This is a genomic window from Embleya sp. NPDC025285 (assembly GCF_055558835.1).
Genome location: NZ_JBVHLU010000058.1, coordinates 25,189 through 44,841 on the forward strand (window position 1 = coordinate 25,189; position 19,653 = coordinate 44,841).

A 19,653-nucleotide genomic window follows, 5' to 3' on the forward strand; every position below is an offset into this window, starting at 1 on the left:
TCAACAACCCGGCACGCACACCACGCCTCGCCCCGACCACGACCCACGCCGCGAAGCCATCGCCCAAATTCCCTGATCCGCGTCGAGAGAGGAACCCATCCCACCGCGAACCCTCCTGAGCGGGCGGCATGCCGGCAGGCGAACTGAGCGAGATCCCGCCGGCCGAGCCGAGCCCGCGCCGCCATCTGGGCCTGGTCCTCTCTCGACGCCGCGACGGCCCCGCCGTACGGCCGGCCGAGCAGTTGGCGTCCCGAATCGTGGACCAGGCACGAGAGTGGACGCCGACCGGCCCGGCTTTTGGGTCGCGCCGGGCCGGTACGTCCCCGAGAAGGAGGAGCGTGATCCCTCAGGTGGGCGGGCTGGGGGCGAAGGGGTGTAGTTCATTCTCGCCGGACTGCACGATGCCGTAGCTGCCCTCGGGGACCTCGTTCCAGGCACCGGGAAGGTCGCCGGGGGGCTCCGACACGATCAGGCGGGTCTCGCCGGAAACCTCGCGCAGGAACGCCACATCGGGGTGGAGCGCGCGCAGCGTGTCCACTCGGGTGCTGTAGAAGAGCGAGCGTGACTGCGTCTGGCTGGAGTAGCGGAATGCCCACAGTCGTCGGCCGTCGGTCACCGCGACCGTCATCTGCAGCGGGAACTCCACGCCGTGCCGTCGACCGGTGTGTTCCACCAGGCCGGCCATCCGCGCCACGGCGCCCGGCGGGTCCTGCTCCAAGCCGAAGGTCAGTGCCAGGAAGAACATGAGCTCGGAGTCCGTCGACCCCTCGATGTCGGGAAAGAGGTCCGGATCGACGGCCAGGGCCAGGTCTCGCTTGGTGCGGTGGAAGTCGGTGATGGAACCGTTGTGCATCCACATCCAACGCCCGCGACGGAACGGGTGGCAGTTGCTCTGCTGTACCGCCGTGCCGGTGGAGGCCCGGATGTGCGCGAAGATCAGGGGAGAGCGGACGTGGTCGGCGATCTCCCGGAGATTGCGGTTGCTCCAGGCCGGGCCGGTGTCCCGCACGAGCGCCGGAGCGTCGACGCCGGGTGTGTACCAGCCGACGCCGAAGCCGTCGCCGTTGGTCGTCTCGACGCCCAGCCGGGAGTGCAGGCTCTGATCGATCAGCGAGTGAGTCGGTTTGTAGAGGATGGTCTCGAGCAGGATGGGGGTCCCCGCGTAGGCGAGCCAACGGCACATCGTCTACCGCCTCCGGTCTTGGGATTGCGCTGCGGAACCCGCGCCGCGGAACCGCGTCGTGGGTCTGCGCCGCCGGGCCCGGGCCGCCGCGCCCGACACGAGCGCGTTGTGCGGATCCGGCCTTGGCACATCGCCCCCGTCACACGGCTCCCGGGGCTTCGGCGACGTAGCGACGGATCGCTTCCGCGTCGACGTCGTGGATGTCCACGCCGCCCGGACTCCACGGTCTCCTCCTTTCGACTCTAGGCACGTCCGCCGGTGGTTGCACCCGGGCGGAAGCCGATGCGGCAAGGGCGGCGGCCGGATCGGGCCGCGGACACGGCCGGCCGCGGTCCCGCGGTGTGCGCGGCCGTCATCGGCGTCGCACTCGCCGGTGCACGCGCGCCCTTGGTTCGGTCGACGCGGTGACCGGCACGCACATCCGGTGGGAAGAGATGGTGCACGGGGCCCCATTCGGCGCCGGAAATTGGTGCACGGAGGTCGTAGTTCCGGCCACGCGCGTCCCTCTAGCGTGCTCATCACCGCCGGCCGGACCGAGACCAGGCTCCGGGCGGTCGAGATGTGTGCCGTGCAAGGGAAGGGACGATCATGCAGCCAGGATTCCGGGTGACCTCGATCCAGGACACGCCGCCGTCGACGGTCGCCGACGGGATCGTCGCCCGTGTGCTGAAGGAAGGCAGCACCGAGGACCCGTCGGTCGTCATGGAGCTGAACTTCGCGCCGGGCGCCGCCTTCGGGAAGGACGCCCATGCCCAGCCGGAGATCCTGATCGTCACCGAGGGCGTGTTCCTGGACGGACACGCCGAGTACGGCAAGGGCAGCGTCATCGTGGGCACCCCGGGCTCGGTGCACTTTCCGCAGTCCGAAGTGGGCTGCACGGTGCTCGCGATCCACCCCGCGGGCCTGTAGCGCCGAAGGGCCTGGTGATGTCGATGACCAGCGCACCGGAGTCCCGTTGGCCCGGGCAACCGCGACCTCGCCGGATGACCTTGGCCGTCTACCGGGTCGACGAGACGACCGGCGACCGTATCCCGGTTGCCGCACCGCAGACCGTCGTCGTCTCCGAGCGGGTGTGCGCGCAGACGAGCGCGTACCCGGCCTGCCGCTGTCGGCGCTGCCGCCCGCCCGGTTCCTGACGACGGCTCGGCCCGGGACAAGCGGGCCGACGGCTACCGCGTGTTCAACGGTGTGTACCGGCGGCTCCGGCGCGAATCCGACGGACTCGACGCCCCGACGCACCGGAAGTGCACCGCTGCCCACCCCTGGCCGCCGAAGCGGCCGATGGGGGCATCCGGTGCTTCAAATGGTGCACGAGTGCCCTATGGATGGCCGAAATTGGTGCATCAGGGCCGTGGCTCCGCGCTCCGGTCGTCCTCTAGCGTGCTGATCTCCGCAGCCGGAACCGGGAAACCGGGTTCCGGATCACCGGTGCACCACCGGCTCCTTTCGTGCGGCGATTGGTTTGAAATTCGTGATCGATGACGTGCATATCTGGGTCGGCGCTTCGAGTGCGGGCCTCGCCGCCGGCCTGACGTGGCTCGGCCACCTGCCGGGGCGACGCAGAGCCGCGCAACACGTCCGACAGGTGCACGACCGGGCCCGGCAGGCCGCGGCCCGGTCGGAGCAGACGGCCGGGCAGGCCGCTCACGAGGCCCGTTCCGCGGTGCTCCGCGAGGTCGAGGAGGTCAGGGCGGAAGCCGCCGCGAACTGGTCGCAACTCCAGCTTGTGATGGCCGAGCTGGAACACCTGGTCGCAGTACGTCTGCCCGCGGTGGCGCAGCGCCTCCAAGGTGTGTCGATCGCCGCGCCCACGGGGCTGCGCCGTCCGGACGTGTTCGACGGTTCCGAGGTGGCGGAGCGCATGGCGGAGATCGAGGAGGCGCTGCGCGAGGCGGCGGCCGCGGTCCGGCGCCGCGTCGAGGATTCGGCCCGCGCCGGAGTGCGGGTCGCGGCCGAGGAGATCCAGGCGGCCCTGACGCGTGCCCAGCGGGACATCGACAACGCGCTCGACGACCAGGACGACCCGGAATTGTCGGCACGTCCGGACGGGGCGTACACACGCACGCTCGCCCGGGTGGACCACAGCGTCACACTGGCGGGGCACACCGTGCAGCGCCTGCGGATCCTGACCGAGTCGTGGCCGGGCGTGCAACGGGCGAACTGCACCGTCGCGGAGATCGTGGAGAGCGCGCGCGGACGCGTCCGGCAGAGCGAGGCGGTCGACTACACCTACCGGGCGCAGACCGGCGAGACGGTGGTGGAAGGTCTCGTGGTGGAGCCGGTCATCGTGGTCCTCACGGAGTTGCTGGACAACGCCACCTCCTACTCGGGGGCCCCGGCCGCCACACACGTCGTCAGGGTGGCGGCCGGCATGCGCATCACGGTCGAGGACCAAGGGCTGGGCATGAGTCCGCTCCAACTCCGGGAGGCCGAGCGCGCACTCGCGTCCGGCGAGACCGACGTCACGGGCCTGGGCGATCCCGGGCGCCTCGGATTCCTGGTCATCGGGCGTCTGGTACACGCCTACGGGCTGCGGGTCGGCCTGTCCCCGTCCGCTTCCGGCGGCGTCCGGGCCGACCTGCTGATCCCCACCGGGCATCTGGTCGCGGACGGACCCGAGGAAACGCGGTACCCACCCATGGCAGTGGAACAGGAGCCGTCGTCCGCCGCCGCGCCGTACCCGGCCGAACTGCCCGCGGGTCGGACGTACGCCGCCGAACCGGCCGCGGTCCAGGGCGAGTTGCCCGAGGATCACCAGTACACGGCCGAGTTGTCCGCGGCTGAGCCGTACGTCTCCGAACTGCCCGCGGCGCGGCTGCCCACGGCCGGGACGGGTGGCGGGACCGACATCCCCACCGCGGTGTCCCCGGCGACCTCTCCGTCCACCACGGCGGGGGAAACGCCCGCCGCACCGGAGCTGACCGCGTACGGGCTGCCCAAGCGGCAGCCGCGGCGCCCGGCGCGCAGGGACCCGGCGCCGCGACAGGAGGAGGTGGCCGACGCCGAGGCGTTCACCGAGGGGTTCGCTCGGCTCAGGGGTGTCCTGGCGGCCGAGTACGACCGAAGCGACAGCGTCAACGAAGGTTGGAGCACGTGATGTCCGAGTACCCGCACGCCACGGCCGACACGGCCGACCTGCGCCCGCACCTCAACGCGCTCCTCGGGGAGGGCGTCGTCTCCGCCGTGCTGTTCTCGACCGACGGGCTGGCGCTGGCGGCCACCGACGGCCTGGGCCGTGACGAGGCCGAGCGGTCCTGCGCGGCGTTCGCCGGCGTGGCCTCCCTGCAGGACACGTTCGCCGACTGTTGCCGAACCACCCCCGACGACCTCTTGATGCGCTATCAGATCATGGACTTCACGCGGTACACGGTCCTCCTGCTCGCGGCAGGCCGCAACAGCGGCCTGGGCGTCGCCGTCGAAGGCGACTCGATCAGCCAGAACGTGCAGTTGGCACTGTCGAAATCGCTCAAACTCATCAAGGCCCTGGGACCGTTCCTTGCCGCCCGGGACCGCCAGGCACCCGCCCGGGCATGACCTCCGGCGCGGGTGGTAGCGGCCACACGCGCCGCGGCGTCGTCCGCTCGCACACGGTCATCCGCGCGGAAGCGGCGGCACCGCAGGGCGAACGCCCCCGCATCGACGTGGCGACGCTGCTGTCGGTCGACCCCACGGCCCCGGTGACCGGACTCGGCGTCCAAGCGCGTCGCGTGGTCGCGCTGTTGGTGCCGGGGGTGTTGTCGGTGGCGGACGTCTCCGCGCATCTGGAGCTTCCGGGGGCCGTGGCGCGTGCCGTCGTCGCGGACCTGGTCGTCAGCGGCCACGTACGTGCCGCGGACCCCTTCACGCCGCTCGCACAACCGCACGACCGGGACTTCCTCGAAAGGGTTCTGCATGGCCTCCAGCGTCTCTGACCGCGGATATCTGCCCGCCAGGGCACGATCGGTGAAGGTCGTGGTCCTGGGGGCGTTCGGTGTCGGCAAGACCACCTACGTGGCGACGCTCTCGGAGATGCGTCCGCTGCACACCGAGGAGCGACTGACGCGTGCCGGCGAACTGGTGGACGACGTGGCGGTGGACACGAAGTCGACGACGACGGTGGCCATGGACTTCGGGCGGCGCACGCTCGGCGACGGCGACATCGTGGTCTACCTGTTCGGCGCACCCGGGCAGCCGCGCTTCGCCGCGATGATCCGTTCGCTGCTGACCGGTGCCCTGGGCGGGCTGGTGCTCGTCGACACCCGGTACATCGACCGGTCCTACGAGTCGATCGACCTCCTCGAGGAGGCCGAACTGCCCTACGTCGTGGCCGTCAACACCTTCCCCGGAGCCCCCGAATACCCCGAGGACGCGCTGCGCGACGCACTGACCCTCCCCGGCGACCGCCCCCTCGTCTTCATCGACGCCCGCACCATGCACTCGGCGAAGCGCGCCCTGGTCGCGCTGGTCACCGACATCCTCCGACCCGCAGGGAGCCGCGCCCGATGACCGACCGGGACCAGCAATCCGCCGCCGTGCCACGGTTGTTCGGCACCGCGTTTCGCGAACACCCGGAAGCGGCCCACAGATCGCTGCGCGCCGCCGGACCGGTGGCCTGGGCCGAAGTCGCGGACGGCGTACGGGTCCTCGTGGTCACCGACCACGCCGCCGCCCGCGAACTCCTCGGCGACCCGGCGTACACCAGGGACCCGGGCACGTGGGAGGCCCTGGCGCGCGACAGCGTCCCGCCCGGACTCGCGCTCATGTACGCCGGCGGTCTCCAGCACACCGACGCCGAGGAGCACCAGCGGTTGCGGCGGGTCGTGGACGACTGCCTGGCCTGCGTCGATCTGCACTCCATCCGGCGCGGCGTCCAGCGCTACGCACGGGAACTCGTCAAGTCCTTCGCCCGCCGCGGACACGCGGACCTGATGGCCGAGTTCGCCGAACGCGTCGCCGTACACACCCTGGTCGAGCTGCTCGGCGGCACGGCGGACATCGCCGAACAAGTCCGTGCGTACGCCTGGCCCGTGGTCGACGCGCTGCCGGAGGCGGCCGAGGCGTCCGGGGAACTGAACCGTGCGCTGGGCGAAGTGGTCGCGGCCAAGCGAGCCAGGCCCGGTGCCGACGTGACGTCGTGGATGTTGGCGCACCCGGCGGCGCTCGGCGACCGGGAGGCCGAACTGCTGCTGCGCTCGATGGTGCTGCTCGGCGCCACGTCCACGGCCGCCTGGATCGGCACCACGCTGCACGCGCTGCTCACCGAACCGGCGTATGCCGGCGAACTCGTCGGCGGCGCGGTGACGATCCGCGACGCGATGGACGCCACCCTGGCGACCCGGTGTCCGGTGGTGAACGCGTCGGTGCACTACGCGCGGCGGCCCACGACCCTGCACGGTGTCGCGATACCCGCCGGGGTGCCGATCCTGATCGGCCACGCCGCCACCGGACCGGCCCCGGCCCGGCCCGGCATACCGCGGTCCCGGGACCGCAGCCACCTGGCGTGGTCGGCCGGCCCCCACCGATGCCCCGCGCAGGCCGTGGCCTCCACCATCGCCGAAGCGGCGATCGAAACGGTCGTCGACGCCCTGTGGGACCTGTCCACACCCACTCCGGCGATCTCCGGCAGGCCCGGCCCGTTCCGGCGGTGCCCGGCGCACCTGGGCGTCCTGTTCGCGCCCGACGGCGGACGCGGCGCCGACGGGCCGCCCGCGCGAGGCGACGGCGAACCCGTCGTGGACACTGATTCCGGTTCCGGTCTGAAAGGGGTGACCGCAGGACATGCTGTCCCTGCGTGACTTGAGTGCGATTCCCGAGTTCGGGCTGAATCCGGTGGTCGGCGCGGATCGGGAGGTGCACCGCGCCCTCATCCTGTCCGGCCGCGAGTGGATCGGCGCGGACATCGCGAACGCCCTGATCGTCGCCAACGCCGCGAACCTCCAGGTGGTGGACCGGCTCCTGGCGACGCTCGCCGCGGGTGGGGCGGCCGGGCTCGCGGTCGCGGAAGCCCCCGACGAAGCCTCCATCGCCGCGCTCCGGCGAGCCGCGGAGCACCGCGGCTTCCCGCTGCTCACCTCCACGCGCCCGCTCTCCGCGTGGCGATCCGGCCTCGCGCAGAGCGTGCTGGACCTCGGCGCGGACCGGGCCCGGCGGCACGCCGCCAGATTGGCGGAACTGATCGGGCAGCTCAAGACCTCCCACGACGCCGTCGGGGCGATCAGCCGGCTCCTGGCCGACGAGTTGGACGCGGAAGTCGTCGTACGCGGCGCGGACGGCATCCTCGCCGCGGTGCCACCGGCCGCCCCGCTCACGCTGGCCTCCGTCATCCAACGGCCGGACCGCCCCTTGCAGACGACGCCGGCCGGCCTGTTCGCCGGCACCGTGCACCTGTCGGCCGACCAGGTCCTGATCGTCGCGACCAAGGAACCCGCCGGGCGGGCGGACCGGGAGATCGTCCATCACGCGGCCACGGCGCTGACGTTCGCCTTGGCGCCCCGGCCCCGGCAGACCGACACGGCCCTGACCACCGCCGTCCGCGGCATCCGGCTCTCCGCCTTCCAACTCCTGATGACCGGCAACACCACCCATGCCCGACGGGTCATGGCCGGCGTCACCCCCGGGCTCCTGGACAGCGAGTCCGCCCGGGTCTTCGTGGTGGACTGCGCACGCGCGGACCGCGACACCGTCATGGCGGAGGTGGAACGCAGCCTCCACGACCGGGCACTGGCCATCCGCTGCCCCGCCTACCACGAGCACGTCATCGTCGTCGTCCCGGAACACCCCGGAACCGACGCGGAACGTGAACTTCGAGCCCTGCGCCAGGCGTTCGGCAGCGCGGACGTCGCGGTCGGAGGCAGCCCGGTGCATCCGCTGGAAGGGGTCGGCGACGCCTACGGGGAAGCGGCCGACGCCCTGTCCCGTGCGGTACACCACCCGGAGCGCACGGTCATCACCTCGTCCCGCACCCCCGGCCTGGTGGACGTCCTGCCGGACGCCGCCCGCGGGTGGGCCGCCGGGTTTCTCGAGCCGATCCTGAGCCTGCCGCGAGCCGGGCAACAGATCCTGGAAGCCACCGCGATGGCACTGGAGTTCCGGACGTCGGCGGCAGCCCGGATCATCGGCGTGCACCGCAACACGATCGCCCGGCGGGTCAACCACGTGTGCGCCGAGATCGGGATCAACCCGGACCGCACGCTCGACCGCATCACGCTGTCCCTGGCAATCCAGATCGTCAGCACACTCCCCTCCACGCCCCCTGGGCAGGGCTCGGACGTGTCACTGCACGGCGTACTCTCCCATCCCCAGGTCCGCGGGTGGGCGGAGCGGACGCTGCGGCCGCTGGCGGACGATCGACGCGACCTCATCCGTACCCTGCGAACCTGGGTGCTCACCGAGTTCAACGCCGACGCGACGGCGGCACGCCTGGGGATCGCCACCAAGACCGTCCGCGCGCACATCCACGCCGCGGAACCCCTCCTCGCCAGGGACCTGATCACCGGCCTGCCGCAGGACGTGGCGGAGGAGGGGGAACAGCGCCTGAGCGGCCTCAGGACGCTGACCGTCGCGCTGTACGCGACCACGCCACCGGGAGGCGCGCACCCCGCGCTGCCCGGCGACCCGCCCCGGCCCGCCCAGGGCGCCGGCGGCTTCGCCGCAAGCCGCTGACGGCCGCCCTCGTCTCGCCCCGCCGCCGACCCGGCCGGCGCGAAGCGCACGGCAATGGCCGGCCGACCGAACGCGGGGGTTGGAACCGGCGATCGAGGGCAGCGTCAGGGAAGCTTGAACGTCGCCTGACCATCGGCGAGTTGCGTGCTCCGGCAGGGTCCGCATCGGCCGGGGCGCGGAGCGGCGTCGAGGTGGGAACACGGGACGCCGGATGGTCCGTTGTGGCGGAGTCCGCTGCTCGGGTCGGGGAAGAGGGAGGGGACTTGAGCACGATACGTCCCATGATCGAGGATTCGGTGGCCGAATCCGGCCCGGGACTGCTCGGGCGCGGCACCGGTCGGGAGGCGCGAATCGGTGGATTCGTGCGATACGACCGCGTGTTCTGGTGGCTCGCGCCCACCGTGTGTGTCGTCGCGGCGTATTGCGGTGCGCGACAGGAGTGGGACCTGTTGGCGGCGATCGTGGTCGTCGCCGTGACGGCGATCGGCGTGTTGTACGCGTGTGGTCGGCTCCGACCGGCGGTTCGCTCCGAACGGCGGCGATGGGCGCCGCGTACGCGGGCGATCACGCGAGGGCGGGCGGTGTCCTTTGCCGCCGTGGACGCCATGACCGGAGCCCGATTCGAGGAACACGTCGCGGAGTTGTGTCGTCGTGACGGGTGCCGCGACGTGGTGGTCAGCGGTGGAGCGGGCGACCTGGGGGCGGATGTCGTCGCCCGGCTCCCGGACGGGCGCAGCCTCGTCATCCAATGCAAGCGGCTCGGCAGGACACGGGCGGTGGGCAGTCCGGACATGCAACGCTTCGTGGGAACCGCGCGGCCGGTACACCATGCCGACGTCGCGGTGCTCGTCACGAACTCCAGGTTCACGGCTCCCGCCCGTCGGCTCGCCCGGGCCCAGGACATCGTGACCCTGGACCGGCGGGCCCTGGGTCGGTGGATGGCGGGCAGCGAACTCTCGACGGTCCTGCTCGGCGGAACGGGAGCCCCGACAGAGGCGATCATCGACTTCGACGCACCGCGCCTCGGATAACATTCGGTGTATTTGCCGATGGGCCGCGGTGACGCGGATCCGAGGCGAACTGTACGCGGATGTCCGGTGTGGGGCCGGGTCACCGGGGACCGAGACGAGGTTGCATTTCATGACCGATACTGCGGACACCGGTGCGGTTCCCGCCCCGCGTGCGCGGGCGCGGCGCAAGACGGACGTGGTCGGCAACGCGGAACTGCGGCAACTTCTGGCCGGGTTGACCGCTGTCCGCGACGGCGACTTCGGCACCCGGTTGCCCGACGACGGCGATGGTCTCCTCGGCGAGATCGCCGGGGTGTTCAACGGCATGGTCGACCAGTTGGCGTTGTTCACCTCGGAAGTCACCCGGGTGGCCCGGGAGGTGGGGTCGGAGGGCACACTGGGCGGGCAGGCCGGGGTGCCCGGGGTGTCCGGGACATGGGCGGATCTGACCGATTCCGTCAACGCGATGGCGGGCAACCTGACCACGCAGGTCCGCGACATCGCCCAGGTCGCCACCGCCGTGGCGCGCGGGGACCTGTCGCAGAAGATCGACGTGGACGCGCGTGGCGAGATCCTGGAGTTGAAGAACACCGTCAACACGATGGTCGATCAGCTCTCGGCGTTCGCGGACGAGGTCACCCGGGTGGCCCGCGAGGTGGGCAGCGAAGGTCGGCTGGGCGGGCAGGCGCAGGTCCCCGGTGTCGGCGGGGTCTGGCGCGACCTGACGGACTCGGTGAACTTCATGGCCGGGAACCTCACGGACCAGGTGCGCAACGTCGCGCAGGTGACGACCGCGGTCGCGTTGGGCGACCTGTCACAGAAGATCACCGTCGACGCGCGCGGCGAGATCCTGGAGTTGAAGAACACCATCAACACGATGGTCGATCAGCTCTCGGCGTTCGCGGACGAGGTGACCCGAGTGGCCCGCGAGGTGGGTACCGACGGGCGGCTGGGCGGGCAGGCCGACGTCAAGGGCGTCTCCGGCACCTGGCGCGACCTGACGGACTCGGTGAACTTCATGGCCGGGAACCTCACCTCCCAGGTGCGTTCCATCGCCCAGGTCGCCACCGCGGTGGCGCAGGGCGACCTGTCGCAGAAGGTCCGGGTGGACGCGCGCGGGGAGATCCTGGAGCTGAAGAACACCATCAACACGATGGTCGACCAGCTCTCGGCGTTCGCCGACGAGGTGACCCGGGTGGCCCGCGAGGTGGGTACCGACGGGCGGCTGGGCGGGCAGGCCGACGTCAAGGGCGTCTCCGGAACGTGGAAGGACCTGACCGAATCCGTCAACGTCATGGCGGACAACCTCACCGCGCAGGTGCGTTCCATCGCCCAGGTGACCACCGCCGTCGCACAGGGCGACCTGTCGCAGAAGATCCGGGTGGACGCGCGCGGCGAGATCCTGGAGCTGAAGGAGACCATCAACACGATGGTCGACCAGCTCTCGGCGTTCGCCGACGAGGTCACCCGGGTGGCCCGCGAGGTCGGTACCGAGGGCAACCTCGGGGGACAGGCCACGGTCCGGGGCGCCTCCGGAACCTGGAAGGACCTCACCGACAACGTCAACGTCATGGCGTCCAACCTGACCGGACAGGTGCGTTCCATCGCCCAGGTCGCCACCGCCGTCGCGCGCGGCGACCTCTCCCGCAAGATCACGGTCGAGGCCAAGGGCGAGGTAGCCGCCCTCGCCGAGGTCATCAACACCATGGTCGACACGCTCTCCGCGTTCGCCGACGAGGTCACCCGGGTGGCCCGCGAGGTCGGTACCGAGGGCATCCTGGGAGGCCAGGCGCGGGTGCCGAACGTGGCCGGCACCTGGAAGGACCTCACCGACAACGTCAACTCGATGGCGAACAACCTCACCGGGCAGGTCCGCAACATCGCGCTGGTCACCACCGCGGTCGCCAACGGCGACCTGTCGAAGAAGATCGACGTCGACGCGCGCGGGGAGATCCTGGAACTGAAGACGACCATCAACACCATGGTCGACCAACTCTCGTCCTTCGCCGCCGAGGTCACCCGGGTGGCCCGCGAGGTCGGCAGCGAGGGCCGCCTCGGCGGACAGGCCGAGGTCGAGGGCGTCTCCGGAACCTGGAAGCGGCTCACCGAGAACGTCAACGAACTCGCCGGCAACCTCACCCGGCAGGTACGCGCCATCGCCGAGGTGGCCAGCGCCGTCGCCGAGGGAGACCTGACCCGTTCGATCACCGTCGACGCCTCCGGCGAGGTCGCCGAACTCAAGGACAACATCAACGCGATGGTGGGTTCGCTGCGCGAGACCACGCTCGCCAACGAGGAACAGGACTGGCTCAAGACGAACCTGGCGCGGGTGTCCGCGCTCATGCAGGGCCATCGCGACCTGGCGGTCGTCGCCGAACTGGTGATGGACGAGCTCACCCCGCTGGTCTCCGCGCAGTACGGCGCCTTCTACCTCGCGGAGGAGACCGGATCGGGAACGGTGCTGCGCCTGATCGGTTCGTACGGCATCGGTCTGGACGACGCCCACGCGTCGGGCATCCCGCTGGGCCGGACCCTGGTGGGTCAGGCCGCCCGCAGCCGGCACACCATCGCCGTGGACGACATCCCGGCCGACTACGTGGTGTCCTCCGGACTGGGTCGCACCGCGCCCACGGCGCTGATCGTGTTGCCCATCGTGGTGGAGGAGCAGGTGCTCGGGGTCATCGAACTCGCCTCGATCACAGCGTTCACACCGGTCCACCGGGGCTTCCTCGACCAGCTCATGGAGAACGTCGGCGTCAACGTGAACACCATCGTCGCGAACGCGCGCACCGACGAACTCCTCGCCGAGTCCCAGCGCCTGGCCGGCGAACTGCGGGCAAGGTCCGAGGAATTGCAACACCAACAGGAGGAACTCCAGCACTCCAACGAGGAACTCGAGGACAAGGCCGCGCTGCTCGCGTCGCAAAACCGCGACATCGAGGCCAAGAACCTGCAGATCGAACAGGCTCGGCAGGAACTCGAGGACCGGGCTCGCCAGTTGACGCTCGCGTCGAAGTACAAGTCGGAGTTCCTGGCGAACATGAGCCACGAACTGCGCACGCCGTTGAACAGTCTGCTCATCCTCGCGCAACTCCTGGCGCAGAACCCCACCCGCAACCTCAGCCCCAAGCAGGTGGAGTACGCGGGCATCATCCACTCCGCGGGCTCCGACCTGCTGCAATTGATCAACGACATCCTGGACCTGTCCAAGGTCGAAGCCGGCAAGATGGACGTGCACACCGAACGCGTGTCCGTGCGGCGACTCCTCGACTACGTCGAGGCGACATTCCGGCCGATGACCACGCAGAAGAGTCTGTCCTTCGACATCACCACCGGCCCCGGCGTGCCGACCGACCTGCTCACCGACGACTCGCGACTGCGGCAGATCCTGCGCAACCTGCTGTCCAACGCGGTCAAGTTCACCGATCGCGGTCGGATCGCCCTGCACATCGAAACGGCCGGCAACCACGAGATCCCGCAGGGCGTACACCTCGGCGGCGCGGTCGTGGCCTTCCACGTACGCGACACCGGCGTGGGCATCGCCGAACACCAACTCGAGACGATCTTCGGCGCGTTCCAACAGGCCGACGGCACCACGAGCCGCAAATACGGCGGGACCGGTCTGGGCCTGTCCATCAGCCGCGAGATCGCCCACCTCCTCGGCGGCGCCATCATCGCCGACAGCACGCCCGGACAGGGCAGCACGTTCACCCTGTACCTCCCCGTCGTCCACACGGTCTCCACCACCACGTCGGCGACCGACGAGCAGCCCCTCGCCCCCCTCGCCCGCGACGCCGACCCCCTGGAACGACGGGCGGTCGAGCACGCCGCGCCGCCGGCGAAGCGCCGCGTACTCGTGGTCGAGGAGCGACCGCACGGCCTGTTGAGCCTGGTCGCGCAAAGCGCCGTGGCCGACATCGCCGCGGGAGGCCACGACGGCGCCGCCGGCCCGGGCGTGGACGTGCTGACCGTCGTGGACGCCCAGGAGGCCGCCGGTACGCTCGCCACGGCACCCTGCCACTGCGTGGTGCTGGACCTGGACATGCCCGACGGCCAGGCACTGACCCTGCTCGATGCCCTCGACGCCGACTCCGCCTCGGCGAACGTGCCCGTGCTGGCCCACAACAGCCGTCGACTGCCCCAGGAACAGGCCCGCGCACTCCAGGCCCGCGCGGACAGCAAACCCCTGGAACTGCTGTCCGGACTGGACGAACTCCGCGAACGCATCGCGCTGCACCTGTCCGCGGAACAACCCGGCGACGTATTGCCCCTGGTCCACGCCACCGGACGCACCCATCACACGGCACCGGCCGTCGACGGCTCGTTCACCGGCCGCACCGTCCTGGTCGTCGACGACGACGCCCGCAATCTCTACGCGCTCAGCGGCATCCTCGAACTGCACGCCGTCAACGTCCTGCACGCCGAGAACGGTCGCGAGGGCATCGCCACCCTCGTCGCCCACCCCGAGGTGGATCTCGTCCTGATGGACGTCATGATGCCCGAAATGGACGGCTACACGGCCACCACCGAGATCCGACGCATGCCTCGCTACGCGGACCTGCCCATCATCGTCGTCACCGCCAAGGCCATGCCCGGCGACCGCGACAAGAGCCTGGCCGCGGGAGCCAGCGACTACGTCACCAAGCCCGTCGACACCGACGACCTGCTCGCCGTCCTGCGACGCTACCTCGTGCACTCCTGAGACAACCGTCCCACCGGCGACTCCTGCCGCCACCACCTCGGGAGCGAACACCTCGATGAGCAACATCCCGCCCCCTCGCGAGCCGGCGGCGCACGACGCGGAGGCCCCCGGGACGGCCGCGGACGCCCGTGCGGACGTCGGCGAACCCGCCGCGGCCCCGTTCCGGGAAGGGGGTCGCGCCCGCGCCCCCGGCAGCGCACCGTCCGACCTCACCCCCCGCGCGAACGGCGCCGACCACGAGGCCGCGGCCCGGGCGCCGGAGTCGACCCCGCGGACCCCACTCGACACCGCGTCCGCGGTGGGCCGACTCGCGGCGACCGTGGAACGCCTGAGGCGCGAAATCCAGGCCGCGCACGCCGCAGCCGACGGCCGCGCCCTGATCGAGATGGCCAAAGGCATCCTGATCGAACGCCTGCGCTGCGGCCCCACCGAAGCGGCCCGGCAACTCGCCACCCTGGCCGAGCAGTCCGGCGTGACCCGGTTGGAACTCGCCGCCGACATCGTCGACCGCACCGCGGCCGACCGCCTCACCGAAGCCGCCTGCGACTTCGTCACCGAGACCGCCACACCGCCACCGGGGGCGCCCCGCGACGCCGGACCCGTGAGCGTGCGGCTGCGTACCGCGGAAAGCGGCGCGTGTGCCGCCGGCGACACACAGGCCGTCGCCCAGTCCCTCCTCGAACACGCCCTCGCGCCGCTGGGGGCGACCGCCGTCGCGGTCTGGGCCGTCGCGCCCGACTCCTCCCTCACCCTCGCCGGCAGCGCCGGCTTCACCGACCACGAGGCGGCCCGCTGGAGGCACGTTCCGCCCGGAGTGGTGACCATCGCCCGCCAAGCCCTGGCCGATCTCGCCTGGACGTGGACCCCCGCGCTGTCCCAGGCGCAGATCCCCTCCATCGGCCAACACCACCTCACCGGCGCCCGCTCGGCCGCGCCGGCCGGCACCGGCGGCCGGGTCCACGGCATCCTGGAGATCTGCTGGCCGCACCCCCTGCCCGAGCAACCCGCGCGCGTGCGACGCCAGATCGAGGCCCTGGCCGAACTGTGCGCGCACACCCTCGAGGCACACCTCGCCCCCGGGGACACCGATACGGCGCACGCCGCCACCGTCGATCTCGTCGAGATCGCGAACTGCCTCCACGACCCCGCACTGGTCCTCGTGCCCTGGCTCGACCAGGACGGACAACTGGTCGACTTCCGCGTCCGGCACCTCAACGGCCGCTTCCTCGACCCCGCGGGACGCCCCGCCAACCTGATCGACGGCGCACTCCTCCTCGAGGCATACCCCCTCGCCGCCACCGCCGGAGGCCTGTACGACATCGTCGAACGCGTCTACGCCACAGGCGAGTCCTACCGGGCCGAAAGCCTCACCCTCACCGCCCTCGTGGACCAGGTCCGCCTCGACGCGATCGCCGACGTCGCCGTCAGCCGCCACGCGAACGCCATCCTGCTCGTCTGGCGCATCGAACGCGAGTCCGCCCGACTCGCGCGCCTGCTCCAACACGCCCAGCGCCTGGGCCGCATCGGCGGCTTCGAGGAGGATCTCACCACCGGCGTGATCACCTGGAACGAGTCGCTGTTCGCCCTCCACGGCCTCCCTCCCACGGCACCACCGGTCGCCCTGACGGACCTGCCCGAGCACGCGCACCCCGACGACGCCGCCGCGCTCACCCGCTTCCTGCGCACCCTGGTGGACCGCCGCCGGCACGCCACGGTCTCCTTCCGCATGGAACGCTCCGACGGGGTCACCCGACGCATTCGCATCGTCGCCGAGCCCGTCCTGGGCACGGACGGGCGGCTGTTGGCGATCCGCGGCGCCTATCAGGACGTCTCCGCCCAGCACTGGACCGAGGTGGCCCTCGCGGCGACCCGCGACCGCCTCGCGCACAGCGAGCAGGAATCCGGCGAACGCAACCGCCTCGCCCGCCAGTTGCAACACGCCATCATGCCGCCCACGCACGCCCCGCCGAACGTCGACGGCCTGCGCGTCGCCGTCCGCTACCGGCCGGCCGAATCCGACACCGCCGTCGGCGGGGACTGGTACGACACGCTGGTCCTGCCGTCCGATCGGATCCTGCTGTGCGTCGGTGACGTGGCCGGCCACGGTATCGACGCCGCCACCAGCATGATCGTGCTACGCAACGCACTGCGGGGCCTGGCGATCACCGGTGCCGGCCCCGCCCAACTCCTCACCTGGCTCAACACCGTCACCCACCACCTCACCAACGACGTCACCGCGACCGCGATCTGCGCGCTGTACGACCCGAGCACCCGCATCATGCGCTGGGCCCGCGCCGGTCACCTGCCTCCCGTGTGCATTCGCGACGACACCGCGCACTACCTGCCCCTGCTCACCGGGCCCCTCCTGGGCGCCTTCGCCGAGGCCACGTACGTCGAGGGGGAGATCCGCTTCGAACTCGACGACGCGTTGTTGCTCTTCACGGACGGCCTGATCGAACGCCGTGACCACTCCCTCGAAACGTCCCTGGATCAGCTCCTGATCACCGCCTGCGCACCCGCGCCGACCCTGGACGACCGGCTCGACCGGCTCCTCACGCACAGCCGAGCCGACACCGACGACGACACCTGCGTGGTGGGAATCCAGATCACCTGACGGGAGGGAATCGGCTCCACGGCGCGGTGGTGTTCTCACCCGGAGGGGTCATGGCGGCACGGCAGGCGTGGGTCGGACCGTCCGGGGCAGACGCCCTCCGGCGGCCGTCGGCCGTGACCGTCGGCCGTGAAGAGGAGGGAACGACATGGCGGGCATGCGTGCCGTGGGGTGGGCGCGATCCTTCCCCGTCTCCGGGGGCATCGAGGCGGGACGACGCTGGACCCGGGACCACCTCGAGTCCCTGGCCTGGACGAAAGACGCACCCGAGACGGTGGACGACGTCCTGCTCACCGTCTCGGAACTGATCACCAATGCCCACGTTCACGCGCACAGCACCGCCCATCTGGTCCTGGCCTGGGACAACCGATGCCTGAACGTCTACGTCAGTGACACGGGCCCGGGCCTGCCCGTCGTACGCGGGGAGGGCGACACGCCGGCGACGTCGGGGCGCGGTCTGGCCATCGTCGACGCGGTCGCCGACGAGTGGGAGACCCACCCCGTCCCGCACGGCAAGGCGGTGATCGCCTGCTTTTATCCGCCGGGGCACGACCCTCACGCGGCAGGCTGACACTCGCGCCGCCGGATTGGGGCCCGATCGCAACGATGCCGAAGTCTTCGTCGCCGGTGCCGGGTTCCCGGGCCGGGACGCGTGGGCAGCGTCCCGGCCACGGGCCATCGTCGGTAGCGCGGGTCCTACGCCGGCTTCGTGCGGACGAACGAGTCGCTCTCGCCTTCCGTACACGACGGTGTGCTTCGACGACCCCCACCACCGTCGTCACTCGAACAACCGATCACAACAAACGACCCCGCGAGAGCGACGGTCGCAGCGATGACTGCGCGCAAAACTCTTCCCCCGTCTTCGTGACCTCTTCGGCGGACTCGCGTGTGGCCCACACTCGGAGGGCACGCTGTCCACGGCCGGGACCAGCCGTAATCGGCGATCCCGCAAAGGCCGTTCGAACCTGACGGCCGAGCACGGCGGCGACGATACACGCAACCTCCGGCGATCCCGCAGCCGTCATCCGTTTCCCGCGCACACACTTCGCGAGGCAACGAGGTCGCGACGAACGGCCGGCCCGCGACCGGGACTTGGGCCCGCCCACGCCTTCACGGCCCTGGGGGCGTCCGGATCGGGCCGGCTGTACGGGATCGAGTGTATGCACCCTCTTTTGCATTCTTTGGTTGGATGCAACGCTTGTTGCAGAAAGGTTCCGATCTCGGGGAAGTGATGGCCCATGACGAATCATTCGGCGACCCTCGCCATCGACGAACGGCTGCGGGCCCGTCGGGCCGCGGGTGAGAAGGTCCTGCATCTGGGCTTCGGTGAAGCGGGGTTGCCGGTGCCGCCGGCCGTCACCGAGGTGCTCACCGGTGCCGCCTGTCGTAACGGCTACGGGCCGGTCGCCGGTTCGGTCGAGGCCCGGGAGGCCGCCGCGGGGTGGTTCTCGCGGCGTGGTCTGCCGACCGACGCCGACCGAATCCTGTTCGCGCCCGGAAGCAAGGCACTGTTGTACGCGTTGCTCAAGGCCATCCCCGGGGACGTGGTACTTCCGTGCCCGGCATGGGTGACCTACGCGGCGCAGGCCGCCCTGGCGGGCAAGCGGGTGATCGGTGTGCCCATTCCGGATGCGGCCGGCGGCGTACCCGACCCCGCGCTGCTGGAACAGGCCCTCAGGGACGCCCGGGCCGACGGCGCCGACCCCGGCATCCTGATCCTGACCGTGCCGGACAACCCGACCGGGACGGTGGCCCGTGCCGAGCACGTCCGCGACGTCTGCGCGATCGCCGAGCGATTCGGGCTCGCCGTGGTCTCCGACGAGATCTACGCCGAACTGTGCCACGCGGACCGGGAGGCACCGCGAGCGGCGCGACACCTGCCGGAACGGACCGTGGTCACCTCGGGTCTGAGCAAGTCGATGGCGCTGGGCGGTTGGCGGATCGGCTTCGCCCGAGTGCCCGACGGGGAGTGGGGAGACCGCCTGCGCGCGGACCTGATCGGAGTGGCCAGCGAGATCTGGTCCGGACTGGCCGCGCCGATGCAGGCCGTCGCGACCCACATCCTGGGCGACCCGCCGGAGATCCTCGCCCATGTCCGGGCCGCCCGTGCCCTCCACAGTGTCGTCGCCCGCGCCGTGCACACCCGGTTCACCGCCGTAGGGGCCCTGTGCCGGCCCCCGGAGGCCGGGTTCTACCTGTATCCGGACCTCGAGCCGCTGCGCCGGAACCTCGCGGCGCAAGGCATCCACGACGGAGCCGCCGTGTCGAGAGCGCTCCTGGAGCGACACGGCGTCGGCGTACTGACCGGGGAGGCGTTCGGCGACCGCGCCGGCGCGCTGCGGTTCCGGGTCGCGACGAGCCTGCTCTACGGCGACACCGACGCGGAGCGATGGCAGACCCTGCACAGCGACGATCCGCTGGCCCTGCCCTGGGTCGCCGCGTCGATGGAACATCTGCGCGACGCTCTCACCGGGCTCGCCACGCCCTCCGCGAGCCCGCGATGACC

General features: G+C 71.3%; 13 protein-coding genes and 1 pseudogene. 13 read left to right on the forward strand and 1 reads right to left on the reverse strand.

Going from position 1 to position 19,653, the window contains the following annotated elements:
- Window positions 1-346: 346 nt before the first annotated feature.
- A complete protein-coding gene (locus tag ACZ4FV_RS31975) occupies window positions 347-1,183 on the reverse strand; it encodes a class II glutamine amidotransferase (RefSeq protein ID WP_465323883.1) in 837 nt (278 codons plus the stop codon).
- 588 nt (window positions 1,184-1,771) lie between these two features.
- On the opposite strand from ACZ4FV_RS31975, the gene ACZ4FV_RS31980 reads away from it, so the two are divergent.
- The 13 genes and pseudogenes from ACZ4FV_RS31980 to ACZ4FV_RS32040 all read left to right on the forward strand — a co-directional run bounded on the left by ACZ4FV_RS31980 (window position 1,772) and on the right by ACZ4FV_RS32040 (window position 19,651).
- The gene (locus ACZ4FV_RS31980; protein WP_395860310.1) at window positions 1,772-2,092 is read left to right on the forward strand and encodes a cupin domain-containing protein; all 321 of its coding nucleotides are present in this window, start codon (window positions 1,772-1,774) and stop codon (window positions 2,090-2,092) included.
- A 74-nt stretch (window positions 2,093-2,166) separates the two neighbouring features.
- The gene (locus tag ACZ4FV_RS31985; protein ID WP_395860308.1) at window positions 2,167-2,319 is read left to right on the forward strand and encodes a hypothetical protein; all 153 of its coding nucleotides are present in this window, start codon (window positions 2,167-2,169) and stop codon (window positions 2,317-2,319) included.
- Window positions 2,320-2,654: 335 nt separating this feature from the next.
- Window positions 2,655-4,280 (forward strand): ATP-binding protein, encoded by a 1,626-nt coding sequence (locus ACZ4FV_RS31990; RefSeq protein WP_465323884.1) that lies wholly within the window; start codon window positions 2,655-2,657, stop codon window positions 4,278-4,280.
- Window positions 4,280-4,717, forward strand: a complete 438-nt coding sequence (locus ACZ4FV_RS31995; RefSeq protein ID WP_402233485.1) for a roadblock/LC7 domain-containing protein — start codon at window positions 4,280-4,282, stop codon at window positions 4,715-4,717. Before ACZ4FV_RS31990 ends, ACZ4FV_RS31995 begins: the two co-directional genes overlap by 1 nt.
- The gene (locus ACZ4FV_RS32000) at window positions 4,714-5,094 is read left to right on the forward strand and encodes a DUF742 domain-containing protein (RefSeq protein WP_395860302.1); all 381 of its coding nucleotides are present in this window, start codon (window positions 4,714-4,716) and stop codon (window positions 5,092-5,094) included. The genes ACZ4FV_RS31995 and ACZ4FV_RS32000 overlap by 4 nt, the downstream gene beginning before the upstream one ends.
- Complete coding sequence (locus ACZ4FV_RS32005) at window positions 5,075-5,668, forward strand: GTP-binding protein (protein ID WP_402233482.1); 594 nt, start codon at window positions 5,075-5,077, stop codon at window positions 5,666-5,668. Before ACZ4FV_RS32000 ends, ACZ4FV_RS32005 begins: the two co-directional genes overlap by 20 nt.
- Window positions 5,665-6,957 carry a cytochrome P450 family protein gene (locus ACZ4FV_RS32010; protein WP_465323885.1) on the forward strand — a complete coding sequence of 431 codons (1,293 nt, stop codon included), beginning with the start codon at window positions 5,665-5,667 and terminating at the stop codon, window positions 6,955-6,957. The genes ACZ4FV_RS32005 and ACZ4FV_RS32010 overlap by 4 nt, the downstream gene beginning before the upstream one ends.
- 1 nt (window position 6,958) lies before the next feature.
- On the forward strand, window positions 6,959-8,824 hold the full coding sequence (locus ACZ4FV_RS32015) for a helix-turn-helix domain-containing protein (protein ID WP_395860296.1): 1,866 nt from the start codon (window positions 6,959-6,961) through the stop codon (window positions 8,822-8,824).
- Between the two features lie 281 nt (window positions 8,825-9,105).
- Window positions 9,106-9,855: a restriction endonuclease gene (locus ACZ4FV_RS32020; protein ID WP_465323886.1), complete on the forward strand. Its 750-nt coding sequence runs from the start codon at window positions 9,106-9,108 to the stop codon at window positions 9,853-9,855.
- A gap of 217 nt (window positions 9,856-10,072) precedes the next feature.
- Window positions 10,073-14,536 (forward strand): annotated as a pseudogene (locus tag ACZ4FV_RS32025) (HAMP domain-containing protein); the annotation flags it as partial.
- Between the two features lie 55 nt (window positions 14,537-14,591).
- Window positions 14,592-17,150 (forward strand): SpoIIE family protein phosphatase, encoded by a 2,559-nt coding sequence (locus ACZ4FV_RS32030; protein WP_465323887.1) that lies wholly within the window; start codon window positions 14,592-14,594, stop codon window positions 17,148-17,150.
- A gap of 154 nt (window positions 17,151-17,304) precedes the next feature.
- Window positions 17,305-17,718, forward strand: a complete 414-nt coding sequence (locus tag ACZ4FV_RS32035; RefSeq protein WP_402233783.1) for an ATP-binding protein — start codon at window positions 17,305-17,307, stop codon at window positions 17,716-17,718.
- Window positions 17,719-18,385: 667 nt separating this feature from the next.
- Complete coding sequence (locus ACZ4FV_RS32040; RefSeq protein WP_465323888.1) at window positions 18,386-19,651, forward strand: pyridoxal phosphate-dependent aminotransferase; 1,266 nt, start codon at window positions 18,386-18,388, stop codon at window positions 19,649-19,651.
- Window positions 19,652-19,653: the final 2 nt, after the last annotated feature.